The organism is Pseudacidovorax sp. (genome assembly GCF_017991995.1).
Taxonomy (GTDB): Bacteria; Pseudomonadota; Gammaproteobacteria; order Burkholderiales; family Burkholderiaceae_C; genus Xenophilus.
In genome coordinates this window covers 18,690-32,925 of record NZ_JAGOPN010000017.1, presented here as the reverse complement: position 1 = coordinate 32,925, position 14,236 = coordinate 18,690, and the positions used below count along the sequence as shown (strand labels likewise).

At 70.4% G+C, this 14,236-nt stretch carries 16 protein-coding genes and 1 riboswitch; of the genes, 4 read left to right on the top strand and 12 right to left on the bottom strand.

Translation table 11 applies throughout. From position 1 onward, the window contains the following. Nucleotides 1–139: 139 nt before the first annotated feature. Nucleotides 140–310, bottom strand: a riboswitch (cobalamin riboswitch). A 165-nt stretch (nt 311–475) separates the two neighbouring features. From KBC94_RS21025 to KBC94_RS21015, 3 genes are all read left to right on the top strand, one after another. After that, a complete protein-coding gene (locus KBC94_RS21025; protein ID WP_017758338.1) occupies nt 476–721 on the top strand; it encodes a hypothetical protein in 246 nt (81 codons plus the stop codon). After that, nucleotides 718–1,035, top strand: coding sequence for a cell division protein ZapA (locus KBC94_RS21020; RefSeq protein WP_294374660.1), 318 nt, complete (start codon nt 718–720; stop codon nt 1,033–1,035). Before KBC94_RS21025 ends, KBC94_RS21020 begins: the two co-directional genes overlap by 4 nt. A gap of 387 nt (nt 1,036–1,422) precedes the next feature. Next, nucleotides 1,423–2,238: a sulfite exporter TauE/SafE family protein gene (locus tag KBC94_RS21015; RefSeq protein WP_294374657.1), complete on the top strand. Its 816-nt coding sequence runs from the start codon at nt 1,423–1,425 to the stop codon at nt 2,236–2,238. A gap of 9 nt (nt 2,239–2,247) precedes the next feature. Here KBC94_RS21015 and KBC94_RS21010 read toward each other — a convergent pair whose 3' ends face one another. From KBC94_RS21010 to hemN, 9 genes are all read right to left on the bottom strand, one after another. Beyond that, nucleotides 2,248–2,847, bottom strand: a complete 600-nt coding sequence (locus KBC94_RS21010) for a hypothetical protein (protein ID WP_294374655.1) — start codon at nt 2,845–2,847, stop codon at nt 2,248–2,250. Between the two features lie 26 nt (nt 2,848–2,873). Continuing rightward, nucleotides 2,874–3,743 (bottom strand): hypothetical protein, encoded by an 870-nt coding sequence (locus tag KBC94_RS21005; protein ID WP_294374652.1) that lies wholly within the window; start codon nt 3,741–3,743, stop codon nt 2,874–2,876. Further along, nucleotides 3,740–4,237: a hypothetical protein gene (locus KBC94_RS21000; protein ID WP_294374650.1), complete on the bottom strand. Its 498-nt coding sequence runs from the start codon at nt 4,235–4,237 to the stop codon at nt 3,740–3,742. The genes KBC94_RS21005 and KBC94_RS21000 overlap by 4 nt, the downstream gene beginning before the upstream one ends. Before the next feature lie 2 nt (nt 4,238–4,239). Next, nucleotides 4,240–4,845, bottom strand: a complete 606-nt coding sequence (locus KBC94_RS20995) for a hypothetical protein (RefSeq protein WP_294374647.1) — start codon at nt 4,843–4,845, stop codon at nt 4,240–4,242. Between the two features lie 46 nt (nt 4,846–4,891). After that, the gene (locus KBC94_RS20990) at nt 4,892–5,593 is read right to left on the bottom strand and encodes a hypothetical protein (protein WP_294374645.1); all 702 of its coding nucleotides are present in this window, start codon (nt 5,591–5,593) and stop codon (nt 4,892–4,894) included. 5 nt (nt 5,594–5,598) lie between these two features. Next, nucleotides 5,599–6,216: a hypothetical protein gene (locus tag KBC94_RS20985; protein WP_294374643.1), complete on the bottom strand. Its 618-nt coding sequence runs from the start codon at nt 6,214–6,216 to the stop codon at nt 5,599–5,601. 43 nt (nt 6,217–6,259) lie between these two features. Beyond that, complete coding sequence (locus tag KBC94_RS20980) at nt 6,260–8,371, bottom strand: hypothetical protein (protein WP_294374641.1); 2,112 nt, start codon at nt 8,369–8,371, stop codon at nt 6,260–6,262. A 487-nt stretch (nt 8,372–8,858) separates the two neighbouring features. Continuing rightward, the gene (locus KBC94_RS20975) at nt 8,859–9,566 is read right to left on the bottom strand and encodes a sulfite exporter TauE/SafE family protein (RefSeq protein WP_294374639.1); all 708 of its coding nucleotides are present in this window, start codon (nt 9,564–9,566) and stop codon (nt 8,859–8,861) included. Between the two features lie 44 nt (nt 9,567–9,610). Beyond that, entirely contained in the window at nt 9,611–11,032 is a 1,422-nt protein-coding gene (gene hemN / locus KBC94_RS20970) for an oxygen-independent coproporphyrinogen III oxidase (protein ID WP_294374636.1), read from the bottom strand. A gap of 192 nt (nt 11,033–11,224) precedes the next feature. Here hemN and fnr point away from each other — a divergent pair, with 192 nt between their 5' ends. After that, a complete protein-coding gene (fnr, locus tag KBC94_RS20965) occupies nt 11,225–11,944 on the top strand; it encodes a fumarate/nitrate reduction transcriptional regulator Fnr (protein ID WP_234193990.1) in 720 nt (239 codons plus the stop codon). A gap of 90 nt (nt 11,945–12,034) precedes the next feature. On the opposite strand, the gene KBC94_RS20960 is transcribed toward fnr, so the two are convergent. From KBC94_RS20960 to ccoG, 3 genes are all read right to left on the bottom strand, one after another. Further along, entirely contained in the window at nt 12,035–12,301 is a 267-nt protein-coding gene (locus KBC94_RS20960; RefSeq protein WP_234193989.1) for a hypothetical protein, read from the bottom strand. 100 nt (nt 12,302–12,401) lie between these two features. Continuing rightward, entirely contained in the window at nt 12,402–12,698 is a 297-nt protein-coding gene (locus KBC94_RS20955; RefSeq protein ID WP_294374632.1) for a FixH family protein, read from the bottom strand. Nucleotides 12,699–12,741: 43 nt separating this feature from the next. After that, complete coding sequence (gene ccoG / locus KBC94_RS20950) at nt 12,742–14,190, bottom strand: cytochrome c oxidase accessory protein CcoG (RefSeq protein WP_294374630.1); 1,449 nt, start codon at nt 14,188–14,190, stop codon at nt 12,742–12,744. Nucleotides 14,191–14,236 lie beyond the last annotated feature (46 nt).

Genomic DNA, 14,236 nt, shown 5'->3' with positions numbered 1-14,236 from the left:
GAAGAACCAACGCGGACGATCATGGTGTGGAAGCCGAAGCTCCGTGAAGCATGTCCCTGGCCGGCCTCCCCGCCGGCGATGGGACGTCATGGCGGCCGCGCTCCTGTGGAGGGCGCGCGGCCGCCGCCTGTGTTGGCCGGTATCCGGGCTGGCAGCACGCGCCGGCCGCCTTCCCAGGGATCGCGTGTCGACGATCTCCAGTGGCTTGCTTGGACGACGTGGCGCATGGACGAGACATGCGCCGGCTGCTTCACCGTTGCGGGGGCAGCGCAGGCTTGCCGGTGGCCGGCGTCGGTCCGATCCTGCTTCCTGCCGAGGGGCGAAAGGGTTCGATCCCGGTGCCGGCCTTGCGCGCTGGCATGCGCGCGGGCTCCTGCTTCCCGTTGAACTGCGACGCGCGAACCGCGTCGCGAGCACCAACAACGGCGCGCATTGTAGGCAGACGCCGACAGGCCGGCCCCTACAATCGCCGACCATGTCTGCACCGAGCCCCATCGATCAGATCGCCGAGCGCGTGGAACGGCTGCTCGTCCGCCACGAGGAAATGCGGCGCACCAATGCGCTGCTTGTGCAGCAGGTCGATGCACTCACACGCGAGCGCGACGCGCTGCGGGCCCGGCTGACAACGGCCCGCACCCGCATCGACGCCATGCTGGAACGGCTGCCGGCCGAGCCGGCCTCCGACGCCGACGCATCCACATCCACCTCCGCCGCGCCATGAATCAGATCGAAGTCCGGATCATGGGCCAGAGCTACCTGCTGGCCAACCCCGACGATGGCGAGCACGCCCTGCGCGAGGCCGTGGCGCGGGTGGACGAGGCGATGTGCAGCATCCGCGACGCCGGCAAGGTGAAGGCGCGCGAGCGCATCGCCGTGCTGGCCGCCCTCAACCTGGCGTACGACCTGATCCAGCACGAATCGGCGCCTGCGCCTACACCCTCACCGGCTGCGATGGACGAAGGCGATCCCGAGCGCGCAGCGCAGCTCATCCGCCGCCTCGACCAGGCCCTGGCCGGCGACGGATTGCTGCTGTAGCGCGGCGGCGTTTACGCACGTCTCGGGCTGCCTTGCAAGCCACGCGCAACAAGGCCAACACGGCGCATGGGACACTGCAGACCGGTCGCAACCGACGCATAGAATGGCCTCGTCTGCGGTGCCGCCGGGCTTTATATTTCCTTGAACCAATGCTCTATGGAGCCCGGGCTTGGTACATCGCCTGGCAAGCGTGATCATCTCGCGTCAGATGAACCCAATGCCTTGCTGCCCTCGCCCACCTGAACCCTGCGTTCAGGATGACGGTCCGGTCGCATTCGCAGACACCTATTCCTTCAACGGCCCCTCCACGGGGCCGTTGTCATGTGTGCCCTTCCCCGAAGCACACGCGGGCCCTGCACCGCACGCATCACGACACCCGGAGACTCCATGAGCATCGAACCCCTGCTGATCGTCGAACTCGGCCTGCTCGGGCTGGGCGCCGGCTTCCTGGCCGGCCTGCTGGGCATTGGCGGCGGCATGCTGATGGTGCCCTTCCTCACCTACATCATGAGCACGCGCGGCGCCTCGGCCGACCTGGCGGTCAAGATGGCCATCGCCACCTCGATGGCGACCATCATGTTCACCTCCATCAGCAGCGTGCGCGCGCACCACAAGCGCGGCGCGGTGCGCTGGGACATCGTGCGGCACCTGGCGCCCGGCATCGTCATCGGCAGCCTGGTGGGCAGCCTCGGTGTGTTCGCGCTGCTCAAGGGCTCGGTGCTGGCCATCTTCTTCGCGCTCTTCGTCGGCTTCTCGGCCACGCAGATGTTCCTGGACAAGAAGCCGGCCCCCAGCCGGCAGATGCCCGGCACTGGCGGCCAGCTGGCGGCGGGCGGGCTGATCGGCTTCATCTCGGGCCTGGTCGGCGCGGGCGGCGGCTTCATCAGCGTGCCTTTCATGACCTGGTGCAACGTGGCGATCCATGCCGCGGTGGCGACGAGCGCGGCGCTGGGCTTTCCCATCGCCGTGGCCAACGTGGTGGGCTACATCGCCAGCGGCTGGTCGGTGCAGGGACTGCCGCAGGGCGCCTTCGGCTACATCTGGCTGCCGGCGCTGGTGGTCATTGCCGTGTGCAGCGTGCTGATGGCACCCCTGGGCGCGCGCGCCGCCCATGCACTGCCCGTGAAGAAGCTCAAGCGCGTCTTCGCCAGCGTGCTGTATGTGCTGGCGGCCTACATGCTGTGGAAGGGGCTGAGCGCCTGAGGCTGCGCCTCAGGGAACGCTGGCGGTGAACCCGAGCTGTCCGCTGTAGGTGCCGGCGGCCGGCATGCCCGGCATGCCCAGACTGAAGGTCCAGTTGGCGCTGCGCTGCGTGACGAGGTTGCCGAATGCCGTGCCCGCCACCGTGACGGCCGCACCCGATCCCGACGCGGGGACAGGCGGTGCCGGCAATCCGGCATTGTCAGAAGCGATGGCGATCCCGTTCATGCCGATGCTGGCGCTGCCGCTGCTCAGCGCCGAGATGACGGAGGCCTGCAGGCTCACCGTGCCGGCATTGCTGGCCACCTCGACCGGCAGCACGTTGTTGCTGGCCGTCACGCCGTAGCCGGGCGCCGCCCCGCTCCACGACACGCTCTTGTTGTTGCCGTTGGTGGCGGCCGCGGAACCCGCCGGGATCGTCGCGCCGAGGCTGAAGGCCACCGTCGCCAATCCCGCGCCGGCCGGGCCGACGCGCAGGTAGACGAACTTGCCGACGTCGATGCGGAAATCCAGGCGCGCGGACGCGCTGTAGGGGCTCGTGGCATCGCTGACCTGCTCGGCGCGGGCGGCACCCGCGCCGGCCGCGCCGGCCGCGCAGGCAGCCAGCAGCACAAGGCAGGCCGCGCCGCGTCGCGGACTCACCGGAACTCCGCCTCCACGCGGAAGCTCCCCTCCTCCCAATCGAGCAGGCCGGTGGTCCTGACCGGCAAGGGAAGCGACTTGGGCACGAGGCCTTCCTCCGGCCGCGGGCTCAGCAGCAACTGCCGCGTCTGGCCGGGCATCACCGGCGTGCCCTCGGCCAGCCATTCCTGCTGGCGCCCGTCCGCGCCGCGCGCGTCGAGCGAGCCGCTCAGGCGACCATGGGCATCGCCGTCGTTGCGCACCACCACCACCGGCTGACGCCGGCCCTGCTGCTCTCGCATGCCAGCGCTCTCCAGCACCAGCCGGGGCGCGGCCCCGCCCACTGCGACATAGACGGCCACGGCGATCCGCCCGCTCACGGGCAGGCGCAGGTTCAGGCCCTGTTCGCGCACGAGGGCCTGGTAGGCGGGCTCGACGCCCTCGATGGCGATCATGAAGCGGCACTCCTGGCGCGGCGCGTCCGGCGGCACGTCGATCTGGAAGCGGAACCTGCGCTTTTCCATCGGCCCGAGCTTCAGACTCCGGCGCTCCAGCGTGACCCAGGGCCGGCAACTGCCGGGCAGCAGTTCGTCGTGATAGCCGATCTGGCCTTCGGCCGTGTAGGTCCAGTCGAGCGTGCGCAACGTGAGGTCGGTCGTCGCATTGCCCATGTTCTGCAGGTCGAGGACCTGGCCCACGCGGTCGCCGGGCTTGGACGCCAGCTCGTAGCGGGAGGGCGCCGCACCCAGCTCGAAGGGCGCGGCAAACACGGGCATGGCCACGGCGCCCGCGACCAGCAGCGCGGCACGAAGCAGGGTCCGCACGGCGGCCACCGGCGCCATCCGCGGCGCGGCGGGGCGTGCGCGCGCCCTGGAAAGACTTGTCATGGCATCACCTCGATGTCGAAATAACTCTCCACGTCGAAGGGCCGTCCCGCGACGGGCCGCCATTCGCGCAGGTCCAGCCTCAGCCGGAGGTCGAGCCGCTCGACCATCCATGGGCCCGGCACCACCCCCGCCCAGACCAGTCGCCGGTCGCCGGCCATTGCCGAGCCGCTGGCGAAGGCGCCACCACCCGACCATTCGACGCGCAGGCCGGCGGGCGAACGCAGTCCGCTGACGAACGCCGGGATCACGTGGTGGATCCGTGCGCGCCGGCCGACGTAGGCGGCAGTCGCCAGGCGGTACTCGACACCGCGGAACGTGACCCAGGCATAAGGTGCGCCGGGCTCGCGGGCGCCCAGGTCCAGCGTGGCCTGCACGCGCGCACGGGGCGAACTCGAATCGTCCAGACGCTCCGCCCGGACCGGCGGAGTCCCAGCCAGCAACAGGCACGTCAGCAGCAGAAGCCGGCCCGCTCGGCCGAAGGGTGCACGCCCCATGGTCAGTTCATCGTCGCCGTGAACGTGACGCGACCGCGGTAGCTGCCCGCCGGATACAGGGTGCCGTTGGCATAGCTGAAGCTCAGCGTATTGGTCATCTGCGTGCGGCTGCTTCCCAGGAACAGGGTCTGCAACAGGCCCGGCAGCGCGAACTGCGCCAGTTGCTGGCTCGCGGAGCCGTCGAAGCTGCCGCTCTGGATGTCGTTGCCCGCATTGGTGCCGGTGTCGAGGTTGGCCGACACCCAGCTGATGGCGGAGAACGGGATCACCGTCGATCCGCAGCTTGCCGGCGTGATGCAGGGCAGCCCCGCCGACGAGGACGCGGTGAGCGTCGCCACGGTGGGGCCGAAAAGGCTGCCCTTGTCCGCCGACACCGTGATGGCGATGGCCCCCGCGCCTGCGCCGGCAATGACGCCGGGGCTGGGCGCCACGTTGGCATTGCTGACATCGAATCGGACCTCGTCGATCGTCCCGCCCGCCGAGCCCACCCTCAGCGTGATGCCCTCCGAGACCGAGAGGTAGGTCGTCAGCACCACGGCGCCCGCCGGCGACGGGCAAGCCACCAGCGCAAGCCATCCCAGCAGGACGGCGCCGATGCGCACGCGCACCGGCCCGCCTGCCCTGCTCTGCCGCCCGAGCCGCACCGCGGGGCCCTCAGACGCCGGAGGCGGTATAGGTCACGGTCGCGCTGTAGCTGCCCGCATTCCAGCTGGCCGGCGTGCCGCCCAGCACATAGGCCCAGGTGCCACTGGCCAGTGCATTGCTACCGAAGGAGGTCGAGGCGCAGGCGCCCAGGTTGGCCCCCGGGTGCGACAGCGAGCTGGTCGCCGTGACCGTGAAGCTTGAATTGGGTGGCCCGCCCGTCGCCGGCACCCACGTGCTGACGGCGCAGTTGATGGTGCCGGCGCCAGCGTTGGTCCAGGCCGCCACGGTCAAGCTGCCCGGTTGGGTGCCGGCCGCGACCGTCGGCGCGGCACCATCCCAGGGCACGGCCGTGTTGTTGCCGGTGGCGGGCGTGGTCGGCGCCGAGGGAATGCTGATCGACGGCGTCCAGCCCAGGTTGGCCTGCACGGTGCTGGCGGCGCCGACGCGCAGCAGGATGAGCTTGGGCACGGTCACCGAGAGGTTGACCCGGCCCGTGGCCGTGAGCGTGCCCGTGCCGGCGCTGTTGTAGCCATAGGTCGATTCGGCCGCCGCCGGGAAGGCGGTGGCGACCGTGGCAGCCAGGACGGCGCAGAGCCGGATGGCAGGAAGAAGGACGCCGTCGCGGGCCTTCTGCGTGCCCGATGAGCGGATCGGGAGGTCCTGTGGGCAACGCGCGTGGCGCGTCGTGCGGCGGTGCGTGGAGATTCGCATGCTGGTCACACCCCCGTGGCGGTGTACGTCACCGTGGTGGTGTACGCGCCAGCCGTCCAACTGGACGCCGTGCCGCCCAGCGCATAGGCCCAGGTGCCCGTGGCCAGCGTGTTGCTCGTGAAGCTGGTCGACGCGCAGGCGCCCAGCGTCGCGCCGGGATGTGGCAGGGTCCCCGTGGCCGTGACGGCGAAGTTGGCATTGGCCGGCCCGCCCGTAGCGGGGCTCCAGGCGGCGACGGAGCAGTTGATGGTGCCGGCCCCGGCATTGGTCCAGGCGCTGACCGTGAGCGCGCCGGGGTTGGTGCCTGCCGTGACCGTCGGCGCATTGGCGTCCCAGGCCACGGCCGTGTTGTTGCCTGCCACAGGGACCGTGGGCGTCGCCGGAATGCTGTAGGTCGACGTCCATGACAGGGTGTCGACCGTCGTGTTGGCGCTGCCGATGCGCAGCAGGATCAACTTGGGCACGGTCACCGACAGGTTGACGCGCGCCGTGGCCGTGACGGTGCCGCTGCCCGCCGCGTTGTAGCCATAGGTGGACTCGGCCAGCGCCGTGCCGCTCACCAGCGCCAGGCCGGCGAGCGCGCCGACCAGCAGGTGGCGCAAGGACAAATGCTTCGATGTCATGGGGATCCTCTCTGTTGTGGTGAAGGGGTGGCCGGGCCGGCGCTCATGGCGCCTCCCTGGCCAGGGGAATACGGAGATGGGCCGTGCCCCGCAAGGGCACGTCCACGGCCTGGGCGGCACCCGCGTCCGACCAGGGCAGCGGCACGCTCTCGGTCGCCACGCTGATCTGGTGCCGACCGACGGCGACCGTGGGAAAGGCGAAGCGGCCGTCGCCATCGGTGGTGGTCCGGTAGCGTCCATCGAGGACGACCTCCACGCCGCGGGCGCCCCGTTCGCCCGCGCCCGGCAGGCCGTCGCCATCGGCATCGAGGAACACGCGGCCCTCGATGTCGCCGCTGCCGGCGCCCCCGGGGCCGCGCTCGCCCAAAGGCGCATAGGCCTGTCCGGCCTGACCTTGCCAGCGGACATAGAGGTAGACCGACTTGTCGTTGCTGCGATAGACCTGCGGTGCATCGAATGCCGCGGGCACCAGCGCCGAACGCGCCTGGTTGAGGCTCAGCATCGCGCCGATGCGCCAGCCGGCGGCCAGGGCCTTGTCGAGCGACACGCTGCCCGACAGCCCGCGGCTGGCCGACAGGTTGCTGCTGCGGGAGGTGTAGCGCAGGCTTCCCTGCAGATCGAGTGTGCCGCCCAGGCTCTGCCGGAACTGGACACCGGCCGTGGGATAGCGCTGGGTGGCCGCCCGGCCCTCGTCGCGGGCGTAGCCCAGCGTCGTGGTCAGTTGCATCGCACGGCCGGCGTTGCGGGCGTCGAACCAGTCCTGCTCCCAGGACAGCTCCTGCCCAGTGGCGGCATCGCTCTGCGCCGCCACATAGCGGTTGCGCTGCACCGTCAGGGCGAGGCGACTGCGCGGCAGGTTGGCGAAGCGTGTCTGGGCGAAGACCGTGGCCGCCATGCTGCGCTGGGTGAGGGCCGGGTCGGAAGCGCCAGCCAGGCCTACGCCCGACGGGTCGGCCTCGCTCAGGCTGCGGACCCGGGTGGCCTGGATGTTGCCGCCGAGCAGCGTGTCCCGGGCCGCCACGTATTGCGCGTTGGCGGTGTAGGCCCATCGTGAGCGGTCTGCACCGGCGCGCGTTGGGTCGAGCGGCGAGCGGTCGGCATCGACGCCCGCGCCCCAGCTCAGCCTGGCGCTGCTGCTGTCGATCCGCCAGTGACCGCCGCGGGTGCCGGTCCACAGCAGCGCATCGCCGAAATGCAGGTTGGGCTGTGCCGCATAGGCGCTGAAGCTGTGCCGGACGCCGCCGAGCCGCACGGCACCCTCGCCGAAGAGGCCAGCCGCGCTGCCCTGTGCGACGCCGGCCGTGCGCGTGCCGACGCTGCTGGCGACCAGGGTGGCGCGCAATCGCAGGTCGCCCTCGCGCAGTGGCCACGGATTGCGCCCGACCGATGCGGCCATGCTGCGCACATCCTTGCTGCCCGTGCCCTGGCCGGTCAGCCTGTCGGTGTAGTAGGCAGGAACATCGCTGGCCTGCTCGACCTGCAGGGCGGCGAAGAGGTCGCCATCGAGCTTGCGGGTCGTCCCCAGCCAGCTGCGGCTGCCCTGGCTGCGCTCGAAGGCGGGGTAAGGTCCGCCCACCATCCAGCCGCGCTGGCCGCTGCCCATGCGCCACTCGCCCCCGTCGTCGATGAGCCGCACGGACGCGCCCCGCAACGGGGTGGTGCCGAAGGCCAGCCGATCGTGACGGAGCAGGCCGTCGGTGCGTTCGGCATGGAAGTCGCCCACCGTGACATCGGCGAAGCACCGGGGCGTCAGCGGCAGTCCCAGCACCCGCAGGGTGAACCGGCCGCCGCTGGGCTCGCTCGACATGCCCAGCGTGCCGGCGCCGTACAGGCTCGCCTCGGGATCGCCGCGGTAGGCGCGGCCGTCGAACTGCAGGGACCAATCCCCCAGATTGAGGGTCTCGCGCCGGTATTCGGCGCGGATGCCAGCCTCGGCGCCCCGCGAGGTGCCCGACCCCGTGGCCGCCGACCGGCCCCAGCCCGCGCGGGATTCCAGCAACCAGGCGCGCACGCCCTCGGGTGCCTCGGCGGCCGACGAGTTCTCCGCGTCGCCGGCCCCCGGCGGGGTGTCGTCCATGACCCGGTCGATGTAGGTGGGTGGCCCCTGCTCCAGTTGGCTGCGCAGCCGCGCCTGTTCCGCCTCGAAGCGGCTCATCGGCTGCACCCGGAGCTCTCCGCCCGCGATCGTCTGGGCAGCGCTCGGCACGAGGCCCGCGACGTAGACGCATGCCACAGCGGCCAGATGGATGGGGAGAAGGCGCAGCTGCACATGGAAGGGCTTCAACCCAGAACGCCCGGGTTGTGCGGACCGGCGCGGCGGCCCACGTCACGCGCTCGCAGCCAGCCGTGTGCGAGCGGATCGGAGGAGATGGAAGGGGTTGTCGAAGGAGGCGTCGACATGGCGGGCGCGTGGACTCCTGAAGCCTGGATGGTGGGGTGGCAGGGCGGGTCCCGCGCTGCACCAGCACCGGCCACCCCTGACTTGAAAACTCCTTCCGAAGGTATTCCGAAGTGCTTTGGCGCCCAAGAAACTTCTTGACAGGCGGTCTCGTCAGCAGCCCATAGCCGACAAAAGGTGATGAACCGTGAAGATTTGACTCAGCGTCCGGACCACGGCGGCTGGCCGATGCCGGTTGGCCGGTTCAGGCGCACCAGCGCGCGATGTCGTGCTGGAGGTCTGTCCACAGCGCGTAGGCCGCGACGGCCATGAGCAGGACCCCGGCGATGCGGCTGGCCCAGGCGGGCTGGGCGCCATCCGGTCCGCGCCGCAGCAGATGCCAGAGCCAGGGCACGCCGCTGAGTGCCGCCGCGCCCCCCAGCGCGAACAGGCCCATCACGAGGGCGCCCTGCAGCGGCTGCGACGCCAAGGCGGCGAGCATGAGGGCCGAATAGAGCATGCCGCAGGGCATGAGGACCCAGGCCGCGCCGAGCAGCAATCGGCGCGCCGGGCTGGCCGCGAGCGGCCGCAGCCGGCGCAACGTGGCCGCCCCGACCCGCGATGCCCACAGCGGTTGCCGCCCGGCGATGGCCAGCACCATGCCCCAGGCCAGGATGCCCGCGTGCAGCAGCACCCAGACCGGCCGCAACAGAGAGATGCCATCCCGGAGCCATGCCAACGTGTCGAACGCCGCGGCCACGACCGCGCCGGCGGCGGCATAGCCGAGCAGCCGCCCCAGCTGAAACGCCACGGATGGCGCGGCCGGGCGATGCGCCGCAGCAAGGCCTGGCCCGGAGGCATCCACGCGCACCAGCGGCACAGCCTCGCGCTGCACGGGACGCGGCGGCACGAGCGCAGCGCAGGCCGGCCCGCACATGACGGCGCAGTGGGGCGCGCCCGTCAGGCCCAGCAACAGGGCCGACACCGCGAGCGCACCGGAGGCGTCCATCACCCGCGTCAGATGATGCGCGAGAAGCGCGTGCGTGCGCGGTCGGCCTGCAGGTAGCGGTCGAACACCATGGCGATGGCGCGCACCACGTACCAGCCGGCCGACGTGACCTCGAGCTCCCGCGCATCCAGGCGCACCAGCCCCTGCTCCGCCAGGGGCTGCAACGCCTGCAGCTCGGCCGCGAAGTACTGGCGGAAGTCCACCAGATTGGCGGCGCCCATGGCCTCGAAGTCGATGCGGCCCTGGCACATGATGGCCATGATGACCGCGCGGCGCACCACGTCGTCGCGGCCCAGGGCCAGGCCGCGCACCACGGGCAGTTGGCCCTGCTGCAGGCGGTCGCGGTAGTCCTCCAGCGTCTTGGCGTTCTGGCTGTAGCTGGCACCGACGCGGCCGATGGCCGAGACGCCCAGGCCGATGATGTCGCAGTCGGGCTGGGTGCTGTAGCCCTGGAAGTTGCGGTGCAGCCGGCCCTGGCGCTTTGCCACGGCCAGGGCATCCTCCGGCACCGCGAAGTGGTCCATGCCGATGTAGACGTAGCCCGCCTCGCCGAACACGCCGATGGCGCGCGAGAGCATGTCGATCTTGGTGGGGCCGTCGGGCAGCTCCTGCGACAGGATGCGGCGCTGCGGCTTGAAGCGCTCGGGCAGATGGGCGTAGGCGTACAGGGCGATGCGGTCGGGCCGCAGCTCCACCACCTGCGCCAGCGTGCGCTCGAAGGACGTGCTGTTCTGCCGCGGCAGACCGTAGATCAGGTCGGCGTTGATCGAAGCGAAGCCCAGCCGTCGTGCCGCTGCCATCAGCGCGAAGACCTCGGACGCGGGCTGGATGCGGTGCACCGCCTTCTGGACCTGCGCATCGAAGTCCTGGATACCGAAGCTCAGGCGGTTGAAGCCCAGCGCCGCCAGGTGCGCAAGCCGGGGCTCATCGACCGTGCGCGGGTCGACCTCGATGGAGCATTCGGCGCCGGGCAGGAAGTCGAAGGACTCGCGCAGCGCCGTCATCAGGGTGGACAGCTCCTCGTCGCTGAAGAAGGTGGGCGTGCCACCACCCAGGTGCAGCTGGCTCACCGGCTCGCCCCGGCCGAGTTCGGCCACCTGCAGCCGCAGCTCGCACAACAGGTCCTGCAGGTATTCGGCTGCGCGCTCGTGGTGGCGCGTGATGATCTTGTTGCAGGCGCAGTAGTAGCAGAGCGACTCGCAGAACGGGATGTGCACGTACAGCGACAGCGGCAGCGCACGGGCGCCGGCCGCTTCGCGGCGCTGGACCAGGGCCTGGGCATACTCCGCGGGGCCGAAGGCCTCCACGAAGCGGTCGGCGGTCGGGTAGGAGGTGTAGCGCGGGCCCGGCACGTCGAAACGGCGCAGCAGCGACGTCGACAGCACCGCGGGCTCGGCCGCGCAGGAGGACGGGATGGGCAGGGAACTCATCGCAGCAGGAGGGCACAGCAGCGCCAGGGTTGTTGCCTCTAATGTGCGTTCGAAGCCATGATCGGCGCTTGATCCACATCAAACAGAAAGTTGATCGCTGTCGGAGAATGACTGACACGGGAGCTTTCGGACGCCACAGACCCCACGAGCGAGGCGTCGGGCCGTCCCCCACCCTACAGAGTCGGACACACCATGACCCCAGAATCCATCAAAGTCGCTTGTTCCAACTGCAACCTGCGCGAGTTGTGCATGCCCGTGGGCCTGTCGCCGGAGGAACTGCAGCGACTGGATTCGCTGGTCGCCACGCGCCGCAAGGTGCGCCGCAAGGAACTGCTGTTCCACAACGGCGAGCAGTTCGTCTCGCTCTACGCCATCCGCACCGGCGTGTTCAAGACCCGCATCACCTCGGAGGACGGCCGCGACCAGGTCACCGGCTTCCAGATGGCCGGCGAGATCATCGGCCTGGACGGCATCGTCAACGACCGCCACACCTGCGACGCCGTGGCGCTGGAGGATTCCGAGGTCTGCGTGATGCCCTTCGACCGCATCGAGGAACTGTCGCGCGAGGTGTCGGCGCTGCAGCGCCATGTGCACCAGATCATGAGCCGCGAGATCGTGCGCGAGCACGGCGTGATGCTGCTGCTGGGCAGCATGCGCGCCGAGGAGCGCCTGGCCGCCTTCCTGCTGAACCTGGTGCAGCGCCTGCATGCGCGCGGCTTCTCGGCCTCCGAGCTGGTGCTGCGCATGACCCGCGAGGAAATCGGCAGCTACCTGGGCCTCAAGCTCGAGACGGTGAGCCGCACCCTGTCCAAGTTCGTCGACGACGGCATCGTGGAGGTGAACCAGCGGCATGTGCGCATCCTCGATGCGGAGGCGCTACGGCGGATGGTGAACCCCACGGTCTGCGCCTGAGGCGCGAACGGCGGCCGGCTCGCGCAAGTCGACCGCCGCATCGGCAGACGAGAGGGACGCCACGGCGTCCCTTTTTCATTGCTGGGATCTTCAGGCCGGCCCGCCCGGCCCCGGCTGCGCATTGACCTGGGCCGGCGTGCGCATCAGCAGTGCCGTGGTCGCGCTGCACACCATGGTCACGACCCAGAAGCCGAAAAAGCCCAGCGCGTAGATGGCCTGCCGCGGCATCTCCAGCACATGGCCGAACCAGCGCAATTCCGCCGGATCGACGAAGCCGAAGACCAGGAACTCCATCAGGCAGGCAGCCAGAAAGGCCGGCCAGGCGATGGCCATCAGGCAGTGGGGCTGGCGCAGCATGCGGGAGGTCTCCGTCTTCTGGGTTGCGGGGCGCCGACGACCCCGCCGCAGCGGGGCATGTTTGGCCGCGGAAGGCCGTGCCGGTGAGCGACGCGCCATGTCAAGGCTGCGCGGGAGGCAGGTTCCGTGCGGGCGTGGTGACGTGGTTGCGGGCCTGCTGCGCCGGCGTCAGCGCACGCTGGGCCTCCAGGGTGCGGTTGATCTCGATGCCCCGGCGGTAGTAGTCCGCCTCGATCACCGGATCGGGGCTGTGCACCGCCAGCCACAGCGTGGCAAAGCCGGCCACCACCACCATCGCCGGACCGCCCACCACCATCCACATCAGCGGATGGCGCCACCAGGGACCGCTGGAGGGCTCGACCAGGGAGGCGGAAGCAAGCGTCGTCGGGTTCGTCATGAGGTCCTCGTCGTGATGGATGCGAAGTCGATGCGTCGGGCAGTCAGCGCGGCACCAGGAAGGCGGCCTTCTCGGCCACATGGGCGCCGCCGCCGTCCTCGCCCACCTCGATGCGCACGCTGTGCGAACCGGGGGCGGCACTGCCGTAGGGAATGCTCAGCCGCACGGCCACCCAGCGGGCCTCGGCCGGACCGACCTCCACCGGCGTGTCGGGCGAGACGGCGATGCCCTCCAGCCCCTGTGCCGCGAGCCGGTACTTCTGCGGCCGCTCGGTGGCATTCATGATCTGCAGGCGGTAGACGTTCTCCAGCCGGCCACCTTCGGCGATGCGGGCCAGCGAGGCGCGGTCGCGCACCACGTCTACCTTCAATGGCGTGCGGGCCACCAGGCTCACCAGCATGCCCACCACCAGCAGCATGAGCACCGAGGCGTAGATGAGCACGCGCGGCCGCAGCACGCGGCGCCACAGCTGCGCGCGGCTCCAGTGGCCGGCCATGCCGTTGACCGTGTCGTAGCGGATGAGGCCCTTCGGGTAGTTCATCTTCTCCATCACGGTGTTGCAGGCGTCCACGCACTGGCCGCAACCGATGCATTCGTACTGCAGGCCCTGGCGGATGTCGATGCCCGTGGGGCAGACCTGCACGCACAGGTCGCAGTCGATGCACTCGCCCAGGCCGCGGGCCTTGTAGTCCACGCTGCGACCCCGCGGCGCCCGCGGCTCGCCGCGGCCAGGGTCGTAGGTGACGATCAGCGTGTCGCGGTCGAACATGGCGCTCTGGAAGCGCGCATAGGGGCACATGTACTTGCACACCTGCTCGCGCATGAAGCCGGCGTTGCCGTAGGTGGCGAAGGCATAGAAGAAGACCCAGAACACCTCCCAGGAGCCCATCTGCGTCTGCAGGAAGGCCAGGCCCAGCTCGCGCACCGGCGTGAAGTAGCCCACGAAGGTGAAGCCGGTCCACATGGCGATGGCGATCCACACGATGTGCTTGTAGGCCTTCTTGACCAGCTTCTCCGTCGAGAGCGACTCGCCGTCCAGCCGCATGCGCGCCGTGCGGCTGCCTTCGATCTTCTGCTCCACCCACATGAAGATCTCGGAGTACACCGTCTGCGGGCAGGCATAGCCGCACCACAGCCGCCCCGCCACGGCCGTGAAAAGGAAAAGCGACAGCGCCGAAATGACCAGCAGACCCGACAGGTAGATCAGGTCCTGCGGATACAGCACCAGCCCGAACAGGTAGAAGCGCCGCGATGCCAGGTCGAACAGCACCGCCTGCCGCTCGCCCCAACTCAGCCACGGCAGGCCGTAGAACACCAGCTGCGTGGCGAACACCATGGCCCAGCGCCAGCGCGCGAACAGGCCCTGCACCGCGCGCGGGTAGATCTTCTTGCTCGCGGCGTACAGCGACACGGCCTCCTCGGCCGGCGGCTCGGCGGCAATGGGGATGACGCGCCGAGGGTTGGGCGTGGGCGCGTTGGAGGATGCGGACATGGCGTTGGGGCGCCCGCGGGCGCCTTCGTTCGTGGGGATCAGGCTC